This window comes from Gilvibacter sp., assembly GCF_965601605.1.
GTDB lineage: Bacteria > Bacteroidota > Bacteroidia > Flavobacteriales > Flavobacteriaceae > Gilvibacter.
This window is the reverse complement of the sequence record NZ_CBFCWJ010000004.1, coordinates 1-9,789: the sequence shown is the minus strand read 5'-3', so window position 1 is coordinate 9,789 and position 9,789 is coordinate 1. Positions and strand designations below refer to the sequence as shown.

The 9,789-nt window shown below is 44.0% G+C and carries 13 protein-coding genes and 1 pseudogene; 9 read left to right on the top strand and 5 right to left on the bottom strand.

Annotated features, from left to right (window positions below; all coding sequences use genetic code 11):
- On the bottom strand, window positions 1-592 hold a 592-nt coding region (locus ACSLP7_RS00375), incomplete at its 3' end, for a trans-sulfuration enzyme family protein (RefSeq protein ID WP_435577467.1).
- A 90-nt stretch (window positions 593-682) separates the two neighbouring features.
- Between ACSLP7_RS00375 and ACSLP7_RS00370 the strand changes: the two genes are divergently transcribed.
- The gene (locus tag ACSLP7_RS00370) at window positions 683-1,450 is read left to right on the top strand and encodes a PdaC/SigV domain-containing protein (RefSeq protein ID WP_435577466.1); all 768 of its coding nucleotides are present in this window, start codon (window positions 683-685) and stop codon (window positions 1,448-1,450) included.
- On the opposite strand, the gene ACSLP7_RS00365 is transcribed toward ACSLP7_RS00370, so the two are convergent.
- Window positions 1,425-1,886, bottom strand: coding sequence for a DinB family protein (locus ACSLP7_RS00365; RefSeq protein ID WP_435577465.1), 462 nt, complete (start codon window positions 1,884-1,886; stop codon window positions 1,425-1,427). The two genes, ACSLP7_RS00370 and ACSLP7_RS00365, sit on opposite strands and share 26 nt — an antisense overlap.
- Before the next feature lie 84 nt (window positions 1,887-1,970).
- Here ACSLP7_RS00365 and ACSLP7_RS00360 point away from each other — a divergent pair, with 84 nt between their 5' ends.
- The 3 genes from ACSLP7_RS00360 to ACSLP7_RS00350 all read left to right on the top strand — a co-directional run bounded on the left by ACSLP7_RS00360 (window position 1,971) and on the right by ACSLP7_RS00350 (window position 3,654).
- The gene (locus ACSLP7_RS00360; protein ID WP_272831136.1) at window positions 1,971-2,321 is read left to right on the top strand and encodes an arsenate reductase family protein; all 351 of its coding nucleotides are present in this window, start codon (window positions 1,971-1,973) and stop codon (window positions 2,319-2,321) included.
- Complete coding sequence (locus tag ACSLP7_RS00355) at window positions 2,318-3,223, top strand: DMT family transporter (RefSeq protein ID WP_435577464.1); 906 nt, start codon at window positions 2,318-2,320, stop codon at window positions 3,221-3,223. Before ACSLP7_RS00360 ends, ACSLP7_RS00355 begins: the two co-directional genes overlap by 4 nt.
- A gap of 71 nt (window positions 3,224-3,294) precedes the next feature.
- Window positions 3,295-3,654 (top strand): nuclear transport factor 2 family protein, encoded by a 360-nt coding sequence (locus ACSLP7_RS00350; protein ID WP_272831134.1) that lies wholly within the window; start codon window positions 3,295-3,297, stop codon window positions 3,652-3,654.
- A gap of 33 nt (window positions 3,655-3,687) precedes the next feature.
- On the opposite strand, the gene ACSLP7_RS00345 is transcribed toward ACSLP7_RS00350, so the two are convergent.
- The 3 genes from ACSLP7_RS00345 to ACSLP7_RS00335 form a co-directional block, all read right to left on the bottom strand.
- Entirely contained in the window at window positions 3,688-4,167 is a 480-nt protein-coding gene (locus tag ACSLP7_RS00345) for an acyl-CoA thioesterase (protein ID WP_435577463.1), read from the bottom strand.
- A gap of 104 nt (window positions 4,168-4,271) precedes the next feature.
- Window positions 4,272-5,024 (bottom strand): SDR family oxidoreductase, encoded by a 753-nt coding sequence (locus tag ACSLP7_RS00340; RefSeq protein WP_435577462.1) that lies wholly within the window; start codon window positions 5,022-5,024, stop codon window positions 4,272-4,274.
- Between the two features lie 49 nt (window positions 5,025-5,073).
- Window positions 5,074-5,652, bottom strand: coding sequence for a TetR/AcrR family transcriptional regulator (locus ACSLP7_RS00335; RefSeq protein WP_435577461.1), 579 nt, complete (start codon window positions 5,650-5,652; stop codon window positions 5,074-5,076).
- Between the two features lie 140 nt (window positions 5,653-5,792).
- On the opposite strand from ACSLP7_RS00335, the gene ACSLP7_RS00330 reads away from it, so the two are divergent.
- The 5 genes and pseudogenes from ACSLP7_RS00330 to ACSLP7_RS00310 form a co-directional block, all read left to right on the top strand.
- Entirely contained in the window at window positions 5,793-7,418 is a 1,626-nt protein-coding gene (locus tag ACSLP7_RS00330) for a S41 family peptidase (RefSeq protein ID WP_435577460.1), read from the top strand.
- A 14-nt stretch (window positions 7,419-7,432) separates the two neighbouring features.
- On the top strand, window positions 7,433-8,389 hold the full coding sequence (locus ACSLP7_RS00325) for a YheT family hydrolase (protein ID WP_435577459.1): 957 nt from the start codon (window positions 7,433-7,435) through the stop codon (window positions 8,387-8,389).
- Window positions 8,382-8,735: an SdpI family protein gene (locus tag ACSLP7_RS00320; protein WP_435577458.1), complete on the top strand. Its 354-nt coding sequence runs from the start codon at window positions 8,382-8,384 to the stop codon at window positions 8,733-8,735. The genes ACSLP7_RS00325 and ACSLP7_RS00320 overlap by 8 nt, the downstream gene beginning before the upstream one ends.
- Window positions 8,736-8,776: 41 nt before the next feature.
- On the top strand, window positions 8,777-9,634 hold the full coding sequence (locus tag ACSLP7_RS00315) for a YicC/YloC family endoribonuclease (protein WP_435577457.1): 858 nt from the start codon (window positions 8,777-8,779) through the stop codon (window positions 9,632-9,634).
- Window positions 9,634-9,789, top strand: a pseudogene (locus ACSLP7_RS00310) (guanylate kinase); the annotation flags it as partial. The gene ACSLP7_RS00315 and the pseudogene ACSLP7_RS00310, both read left to right, overlap by 1 nt.

Sequence of the window (9,789 nt, the reverse complement as noted above, 5' to 3'; positions counted from 1 at the left end):
GGTATTTAGTAGCAGAATGCATCACTATATCAGCGCCTAAGTTTAAAGGTTGTTGTAAATAAGGCGTGGCAAATGTGTTGTCCACCCCCAAAAGCACCTTATTGGCCTTGGCAACCGCAGCAATTCCTTTAATGTCAATGATATTCAGCATGGGATTGGTTGGGGTTTCTACCCATATCAACTTGGTATTTTCATTGATATAAGAAGCAACCTTGTCTGCATTTTGCATCCCTACAAAGTGAAACTTCACACCAAACTTTTCAAAAATCTGTGTAAAGAGTCGGTAGGTTCCGCCATAAAGATCATTGGTAGAGACCACCTCATCTCCAGCCTTGAGTAACTTGAGCACCGCATCAATAGCTGCCAAGCCTGAGCCAAAAGCTAAAGCGTGATTTCCGCCTTCCAAAGTCGCCAAAGAAGCTTCTAGGGCAGATCTTGTGGGATTGCTGGAACGAGCATACTGATGCCCCTTATGACCTCCTGGCGTAGTTTGGGAATACGTACTGGTCTGATAAATTGGAGGCATTACCGAGCCGTAAGCCGGGTCTATTTCGTGTTGTCCTCCGTGTATGGTCTTGGTATTAAATTTCATGGGATAAAATTTACTTTATAAAAATACGCTATCTGAGACTGATTATTAAATTAGTGGCTACCTTTAATGCTTTAATTGAAGTTTGTGAAAATGCGCCTGTCGTTCGTTTTGCTTGCACTGCTTATCCTCACTGGATGTAGTGACCAAAGCAACCTAAATTTTGTTCAAAAAGAAGTTAGCCCTGGAGCGCTTAGCCTTTGCAATCAGAGCAAATGCCCGGAGATCTCCGTGTTTTATGTAGAAGCTGATCCAACAGATCCGCGATCTGCAGTGATTAACGCGCAGATAGAGCAGGAATTGGGAGAGATCATCTCTAGCGCTGTGATGCCCGGAGACAGTTTGATCGCAGAAGTTCAACCTGCTTTGGACGCCTTTGTCAAGAGCTTTCAAGATTATTACGGAGATTTCCCGGAAGATGCGTTGACCTATGAACTGGAACTGGAGCATCGTGTGAGTTTTCAAAATGAGGACCTGATCAGTCTCAGTACAGTTTATTATACCTATACCGGTGGTGCTCACGGATACGGCAGCGAGTCTTATTTGAACCTCAACCCAGAAACGGGGATAGCCTACAGTCTGCCAGAACTTATTGATGATGTAGACGAATTCACCGCCTTTGCAGAACGCCAATTCCGCACCCAAAACGGCATTGCATTAGACGCCAACATTAGCAGCGGTCAATTTTTGTTTGATGAGGATACCTTCTTCCTGTCAGAAACCTATGGCTTTAACGAGTCTGGAATGGTCTTTTATTACCCAACCTACAGCATCGGGAGTTATGCGGACGGTCCTGCCACTTTAGCATTTAGTTGGAAGCAGATCGGGCCTTGGCTCAATATCCCAGTGCCCGCTTTATAGCCATCACATATCCTAAATGCAGGCCTTCGTGAAAGTTGTTAAACTCAATGGCCTCATCCACGTCGGTTAAAGTAGTGCCCGTGGTCACGGTGTATTCCTTGTAGCGACTAAAGAGTCCTTTGTTGTAATCGGCTCGGGTTTTATCCAACAAGCTGAATAGTTGTTTTCTTAAGAGATCGACAGCCTGTTGATCCACATCTCCCGTCACCTGACTGCCTTTGCGATAGCCTGCCACTTCATTTTCTGTAAGGGCCATGGGCAATCCAGATAGGTTGTATACCAGTAATTGTTGCGTCACCACAACATGCTTGATATTCCAAAAGATGTTGTTTCTAAAATTGGGCGGAACCGTATTGAGTTGTTCCAGACTCAGGTTTTCTAGAAATCCGTCCAATATTTTACGGGTTTTATAGGTGGTATCTATGCTGAATTCCATGTTCAAATTTTTCTTAAAGGTAGTTCATTTGGAATGGATTGCCGTATTTTTGTAAAGCACGATACTCAACCAAAATCAACCTTTATGCGCACTGTATTTCACCTGTCTACTTGCAACACTTGTCAACGTATTCTTTCTGAATGGACACTTCCTGCGGATGTGACCTTACAAGACATTAAAACAGAGGCCATCACTGCAGATCAATTGGATCATATGAAAGCATTGGCCGGCAGTTATGAGGCTTTGTTCAGCAAGCGTGCTCAACTCTATCGCGGGCGCGGTTTGCATGAAAAAACCCTGAGCGAATCCGACTATCGCGAGCTTATTTTAGATCATTACACCTTTTTGAAGCGCCCCGTTTTGGTTTTAGACGATCAAATCTTTGTGGGCAACAGTAAGAAAGTAGTCGCTGCTGCGTCTGAAGCTCTATCATGAAAAACTTAAGATGGCTCGCCCTTTTAGCCGCCACGGCTGCCAGTACTATTTACGGCATTAACCACACCATTGCCAAAGGCCTTATGCCCGACGTTATTGGGGCCTATGGTTTTATTGTACTGCGCGTGACAGGTGCTGCTGCCTTGTTCTGGTTAGTGAGTTTGTTCTTCCCACAAGAAAAGGTGGACAAAAAAGATTGGCTGCGTTTCATTGGTTGTGCTGCCTTTGGGATGGTGATTAATATGCTGATGTTCTTTAAAGGCTTGAGTCTATCCACGCCCATCAACAGCTCTGTAGTGATAACACTGTCACCTGTTTTATTGCTGATCCTATCCGCGATCTTTTTAAAAGAAAAGATCACCTGGATCAAAGCTACCGGAATTGGTATTGGATTGGCAGGAGCCTTATTGCTGATCCTTTTCGGGGCAAAAACCCAGCCCAATGCACCGAATATTCCTTTAGGAAATATGCTCTTTATCATTAACGCAGCGAGCTATTCGGTCTATCTGATCATGGTAAAACCCTTGGTTACTAAATACAGTTCTATCACCTTGATGAAATGGTTCTTCCTTTTTGCGGTGATCATGAACCTCCCTGTAGGTTGGAATGAATTTGCTGCTGTAGATTGGACCGGACTTAACTGGAACCAAATCTGGGGCTTGAGCTTTGTTGTGGTTGGGACCACATTTATGACCTATTTGCTAAACGTTTTTGCGCTTAAAGAATTGAGTCCATCCACCATTGGTGCCTTTATTTACTTGCAACCCGTTCTTGCGACAGCCTTTGCAGTCTTGGCCGGAGCGGACACCTTGAACAGCCTTAGAATTGGCGCCGCTGCCATGATCTTTGCGGGTGTTTATCTGTCGAGTCGGAAGAAAAAATCCGCAGCAAAACAAACCTAAAATTAACGCAGCCTTGATAGTTTCCTAGCTGCTTTGAACTATCTTTAGGTTCCATCCTAAACAATTAAATCATGACTACAGAACAAATTGCCAATAACCTAGTGGATTGGTGTAATGCAGGCGATTTTGAACGCTGCTACACCGAATTGTACAGCCCAGACATTGTGAGCATTGAACCTCATGGAGAGAACCCGGTTTCTGAAGGTATGGAAGCCGTTGCTAAAAAAGGAGAATGGTGGGAACAGAACTTTGAAGTTCACGCCTTTAAAGCAGAGCCTGCAGTAGTTGCAGACAATTGGTTCTCCGTAAAGATGAGTTTAGACACCACCTTTAAACCAACGGGTGACCGTTCGCAGAGTTCGCAGATTGCAGTGTATCGCGTGGCCGACAACAAAATTGTCAAAGAACAGTTCTTCTACGACGGCATGTAAATAAAAAGCCCGCTATCTCAGCGGGCTTTCTTTTTAATCTTCTAAATCAACAGGCATCTTGCCTGCGGCTCTCATGTCTTCTTTAGTGAGCCATTTAAAGTCTTTTGTTTTTGGAGACTCTTCTAACAGCTCCATAAGGTTTTCCGGCAGTGGAGTAAGCTTTCGCGTCATTAAATTGATCCAAGCTCCCACCATTTCACAATGCGCCATGTTTCGGCCTTTGTGATCGTAGAAATTGTGAACGAACTTAAAGAAGGTTCCGTCTTGACTCACTCCGCCTAACTCAAAACTCACGCGAATCTTCATCCCTTGAAAGGCTTCTTTAAAGTAAAAGATATTCTCATTAAAGACCACAGGGCCAATTTGATGTTTGGCCATGGCTTTCATGTCAATGCCTCGCTCAATGAGGAAGCTCATTCGGGTGTGGGACATGAAATTAACGTAGGCACTGTTGGCTAAATGCCGATTGGCATCAATATCGCTCCAACGGATCTCAAATTCTTTGAGGTACATAGGCAGAAATTTTTGTCAAAGATACTTCTTTTGAGTCGGCTCCATAGATCAAAAATAAAAAAGGCGCCCGCTACAGGCGCCTTTTTAACGGAATGCGGTTCCCATTAGATCTGGCTCATTCCGCCATCAACTTCTACTTCAATTCCATTGACATAAGAGGCTTCCGGGCTTGCCAAAAAGGCCACTACACGAGCTACTTCTTGAGGCTCACCAAAGCGCTTTAGCGGTACGCTTTCTGCAAATCCAGCGCCCATTTGCTGCACTTCTTCCTGAGTCATTCCTTCCATTTTGTTGTAGATAGGAGTCCCGATTGGCCCGGGAGCCACGGAGTTCACACGAATGCCTTTTGGCGCCAATTCTGAGGTCAATACGCGAGCGTAAGAACGCAAAGCTCCTTTGGTTGCTGTGTATACGCCTGTTCCTGCAAATCCTTTTTGATTCACGATTGAGGTGTTGAAGATCACGCTTCCTCCTTCATTGAGGTGTGGAATGGCTTCTTTGGTCAAAAAGGCTGGGCCTTTAATATTGATGTTGAATTGGTTGTCAAAGAAGTCCTCGTCAATTTGATCTGCAGGTAAGAACTGCGCTACTCCTGCGTTGGCAAAAAGTACATCGATCTTCCCGTAGGTGTTAACCGCTTCCTCAATGAGGCGTTTGCTGTCCTGCGGATTGGCTTGATCTGCTAAAACGGCTTTAAAATCTCCGCTTAATTCAGCGCTCGCCGCGTCTAAGGCCTCCTGACGACGACCCGAGAAAACAACTTTAGCGCCTTGATTTAGAAATTCTTTGACGGTGGCCAGTCCGATTCCGGAATTACCTCCTGTGATTACTGCTACTTTGTCTTTAAGATTACTCATGATTTTGATTTATTTTGAAACGTTCGTTTCATTATTGATTAAAAAAATTTTAGGTGATGTTTTTAAATATTTGTTTTACCAGCTGATTCAACAACTGCGGATCTTGATTAGTAAGACCGTTCACACGCAAACCTTGCAAGCTCATTAAAAGATAGTGCGCCAACAGATCCGTATCTGCATCTGCTTTTAGCTCTCCAGCTTCTTGCGCAGCTTCCAACAGATTACGGAATCTCAAGCGCATCTTAGCATTGCTGCCGGTTAGCCAGTGCTGTACATCGGCCTGTTGATTGGCTAATTCTGTGGTACAGTTCACCAACATACAGCCTTTGTTTTCACTGTCGCAAGCACCGCTGACCCCTTTTTCAAAAAGGTCTTTCAAAACTTTCAATGGCGACTCATACTGCTCGATCATTTGATCAATTCCATCCAAATTCTGCTTGTGGTAAGTCTTCAAACTGAGCATAAAAAGCTCGTGCTTGCTGCCAAAAGAATTGTAGATACTACTGCGGTTAAGCCCTGTAGCATCAACCAAGTCTTGCATGGAAGTACCGTTATAGCCTTTGCTCCAAAAGACGGCTTGCACCTTTTGGATCACATCTGCTCTATCAAATACTTCTGTTCTTGGCATGTTTTGAAATTCTGATACAAATATATTGAAACAATCGTTTCATAATAGTTGTTTTTATAAACTTTAACACTTCTCTTCACATTTTATAAGTCTATTTCAACAGCTTAATTGCTTAATTTCAGCCCTTTATTTTACTGCCGATGCGTAAGCTACTTCTACTGATTTTACTGGTCCTTCCTTTACAATGGAGCTTTGCTCAATCCGTCCTCAATGACACTGAAAAACTGAATTCACTAGGAAAGCTTTATGGATATCTAAAATACTATCATCCCAATGTGGCTACTGGTCAATTCGATTGGGACCAGCAGCTTTTGAACCTATATCCACTGGTGGTAGAGGCAGAAAACAAAGCTGATCTTTCGCTAGTTTATTTGAGTTGGATCGAATCCTTAGGAACCATTAATCCTTGCAATTCCTGTGATGAAGGCGGAGACTATTTTGAGGCCAACTTCGATCTGAATTGGCTCAATGATAGCTCTGTATTCACTGCCGAGCTAATCGACAAGCTGAATTACATCCGTCAAAACCGAGCGCAAAAGGGCAGTCATTATGTAAGCTCCGGTCCTGCTGGACAAGTGCAAATCACTAATGAACCTATTTATCCAGATCTAGGATTGCCAAAAGAGGCTGAGCGACTTTTGGGGCTCTTTAAATATTGGAATCTGATCGAGTACTACTATCCTTATAAGTACCTCAACGATACTTCTTGGGATGCCGTGCTTCAAACCATGATTCCTGAATTCAGATCCGCCATCGACCTGGAAGCCTATCACAAAGCCATAAAGAAACTGGTAGCCTATGTTGATGATTCCCATGCTTGGATCAGTTTAGATCCTAACAAAAAAGGGCAATACTTGCCGGTTCGCATAACCAATCTTGAGCAGAAAATGGTGGTGTTTGCCTATTACGATGAAGCGCTGGCAGCTCAGAATAACTTAAAACTCGGCGATGTCATCTCGCACATTAACGGCGAGGAGGTTGACTCTGCTGTGGAGGCTCTTTGGCCGTACAGAGGCGGATCGAACGACAATCACCGCAGAATCCGCATCTACTACGACTTGCTCAATGCGGGAAGTGGCGCCTTGAATTTGACTATTCAAAGAGGGGGTCAAACCCTTGAGATTAGCTCAGAACGCTATGCGTTTGACGAATTCAATTATAGAGAACCCGAGATCAACCCCAGTTCCAAAAGCCTGGATGATGAAGTGGGTTATATCAATATGATCAGTCTGGGTGGAAAGGAGATCAGTAAGATCTTCAAGCAATTTAAAGACAAAAAAGCAATCATAATTGATGTGAGAAATTACCCCACACAAACGCTTTACAAAACCACACAATTTTTAAATACTCAGGACCGCATTTTCGCAAAGATCTACAAGCCCAACTTCAACTATCCTGGGAAATTCTACTTTGACAAAGGCCCTGAAACCCAAAGCAGCAAACTCGCTTTTGAGGGCAAGGTCATTGTTTTAGTCAATCAGGAAAGCATCAGTTGGTCTGAGTTTACGGCTATGGCGCTGCAAACAGCTCCGAACGTGATCACCATAGGCAGTCAAACTGCTGGCGCTGATGGTAATGTGGTGGTCTTTGATTATTTAGGCGGATACCGCACAGCCATCTCTGGTTTGGGCATCATGTATCCTGATGGGCGTCTATCTCAACGAGAAGGCATTGCAATCGATGTTGAAATTCAGCCAAGCATTGAGGGTTTAAGAGCTGGACGGGATGAAGTTTTAGAAAAAGCCATTGAACTTGCGAAACAATAAGTAATTTCGCAGAGATGCCGCTAGTAACCCCCTCATACCAACCTGCCTCTTGGATTTCAAACGGACATTTGGCCACAATTTATTCGGCTAAAATCCGCCGCGTAAGTAATCCGTATCAAAAGCGGCAACGCTTGGAATTACCCGATGGTGACTTTGTAGACATTGATCTGATTGTAAAGGACAGTAGTTATAAATTCGCGATCCTTTTACACGGTTTGGAAGGGAATTCAACCCGTTCTTATATGAAAGGAGCTGCGCAAGCTTTGGAAGCTACAGGCTGGAATATAGTCGCCCTTAATTTTAGAGGATGTAGCGGAAGTCCTAACAGAATGTACTACTCATACAATGCGGGAAGAACTGATGACTTAGAGTTTCTCATTCAGCATGTCAAGCAGCAGTATACGCCTGCTAAAATGGCTCTGGTAGGATTCAGTTTGGGTGGGAATCTCCTGCTGAAGTTCTTAGGGAGTAAAGTAAAGGGTTGGGAAGCTATCGATAAAGCGGTTGCTGTTTCCGCACCGGTTGATCTTCGTGGAACGCTACTGGCTTTGAATCGGAAGGAGAATTGGTTGTATCGCACGGTTTTCCTCCGCAGTCTAAAACAAAAGCTTCACCAAAAAGCCATCGATTTCCCAGATCAGATGGACCACAAAACCGTTAGAGCCATTGATTCCCTCTTGGCCTTTGACAATCAATACACGGCGCCGGCACACGGCTTTAAAGACGCGCTTGACTATTATACTCAAAACAGTTGTGGGCAATTTTTAAGCGACTTGGAAACTCCAAGTTTACTGCTCAATGCCGCCAATGACAGCTTTCTTAAAAAAGCGGGGAGCTATCCAGTGGAAATTGCTAAAAACTCAGATCACCTATTCTTGGAAATCCCAGACGCTGGCGGCCATGTAGGCTTTGTTGCGCCAAATAACTTATATTACAGCGAACAAAAAATTTGCACCTTTCTCAATGACTGACGCTATAGAACTCTACGTATCGCTGGGCTATCTGGCCCTTATGCTTTTGGTGAGTTGGCTTTTTATGAAATATCCGCCTAAAAAGATTAACAGCCTTTATGGCTACCGCACCAACAAGTCCATGAAAAGTCAAGAAGCTTGGGATTTTGCCAATCGGTATTCCAGCGGATTGATGTTGCGCATAACGCTGTATTGTTTTGTACTTCCCTTTATGTGCTATTTGTTCTATCCAGATTTCAACATTTTAGTGACTCTAGTGGGTCATTCTACTTTGCTGCTTTTAATCCTTGTTTTTACAGAACGAGAACTCAAGGCGCGATTTGACCAAGACGGCAAGCCCAAGTAGGCCGCTATTTCTTACCTTTGCCCAGTATTAATCAGCGCAGTATGATACAATCCATGACCGGTTACGGAAAGGCCGTTATAAACCTTCCGAATAAAAAAATCACCATTGAGCTCAAATCGCTCAACAGTAAAAATCTAGACCTGAACGCTCGTATTCCTTCTCACTACCGAGAAAAGGAATTAGAGATCAGAAATAAAGTTTCCAAAGCTTTAATGCGCGGAAAGATTGATCTGGGACTGTTTGTAGAACTTACAGGAGAAGCAACTTCAACAAGCATCAACAGCGCTGTGGTTCAAGAATACATTCGCCAGCTCAATACTGTGGTTCCAGGAGATGCCATGGATCATTTGCAGATGGCTGTGCGTCTTCCTGATGCACTGAAAACTGAGCGTGAGGATATCGACCCTAAAGAATACGCTTCCATCTTGGAAGCTTTAGAGAATGCTTTAGGAGCGATTACTAATTATCGCCAGAGTGAAGGAGCCGACCTAGAGAAGGACTTCCGTCAACGAGTGGCAAACATCAGCGAGCACTTAGAAGCTGTGAAAACAATGGATCCGGAGCGTATGGACAGTGTACGCGAGCGCTTGACCAAGGCCGTTTCAGACCTCAAAGAACAAGTTGATCAAAATCGATTTGAACAAGAATTGATCTACTATTTGGAGAAATACGACATCAATGAAGAGGTAGTGCGCCTGCAAAGCCATTTGGATTACTTTATCCAAACCATGGACGGGAAGCAATCCAACGGAAAGAAGTTGGGCTTCATCTCTCAAGAAATGGGTCGCGAGATCAATACTATAGGATCTAAATCCAACTACGCGCCGATGCAACAGATTGTTGTGCGTATGAAGGATGAGTTGGAGAAGATCAAAGAACAATGTCTGAACGTACTCTAATGCACGGCGATCACCAAGGAAAACTCATTGTATTCTCTGCGCCAAGTGGTAGTGGAAAAACAACTATTGTTCGGCATCTGCTAGCACAAGAGAAGCTCAACTTAGCTTTTTCAATTTCGGCGACCAGTCGGGAACCTCGCGGGACTGAAAAAGAC

Coding starts and splice junctions, on each gene's coding strand:
- ACSLP7_RS00370 (WP_435577466.1), top strand. CDS start 683: ATGCGCCTGTCGTTCGTTTTGCTTGCACTGCTTATCCTCACTGGATGT.
- ACSLP7_RS00365 (WP_435577465.1), bottom strand. CDS start 1,886: ATGGAATTCAGCATAGATACCACCTATAAAACCCGTAAAATATTGGAC.
- ACSLP7_RS00360 (WP_272831136.1), top strand. CDS start 1,971: ATGCGCACTGTATTTCACCTGTCTACTTGCAACACTTGTCAACGTATT.
- ACSLP7_RS00355 (WP_435577464.1), top strand. CDS start 2,318: ATGAAAAACTTAAGATGGCTCGCCCTTTTAGCCGCCACGGCTGCCAGT.
- ACSLP7_RS00350 (WP_272831134.1), top strand. CDS start 3,295: ATGACTACAGAACAAATTGCCAATAACCTAGTGGATTGGTGTAATGCA.
- ACSLP7_RS00345 (WP_435577463.1), bottom strand. CDS start 4,167: ATGTACCTCAAAGAATTTGAGATCCGTTGGAGCGATATTGATGCCAAT.
- ACSLP7_RS00340 (WP_435577462.1), bottom strand. CDS start 5,024: ATGAGTAATCTTAAAGACAAAGTAGCAGTAATCACAGGAGGTAATTCC.
- ACSLP7_RS00335 (WP_435577461.1), bottom strand. CDS start 5,652: ATGCCAAGAACAGAAGTATTTGATAGAGCAGATGTGATCCAAAAGGTG.
- ACSLP7_RS00330 (WP_435577460.1), top strand. CDS start 5,793: ATGCGTAAGCTACTTCTACTGATTTTACTGGTCCTTCCTTTACAATGG.
- ACSLP7_RS00325 (WP_435577459.1), top strand. CDS start 7,433: ATGCCGCTAGTAACCCCCTCATACCAACCTGCCTCTTGGATTTCAAAC.
- ACSLP7_RS00320 (WP_435577458.1), top strand. CDS start 8,382: ATGACTGACGCTATAGAACTCTACGTATCGCTGGGCTATCTGGCCCTT.
- ACSLP7_RS00315 (WP_435577457.1), top strand. CDS start 8,777: ATGATACAATCCATGACCGGTTACGGAAAGGCCGTTATAAACCTTCCG.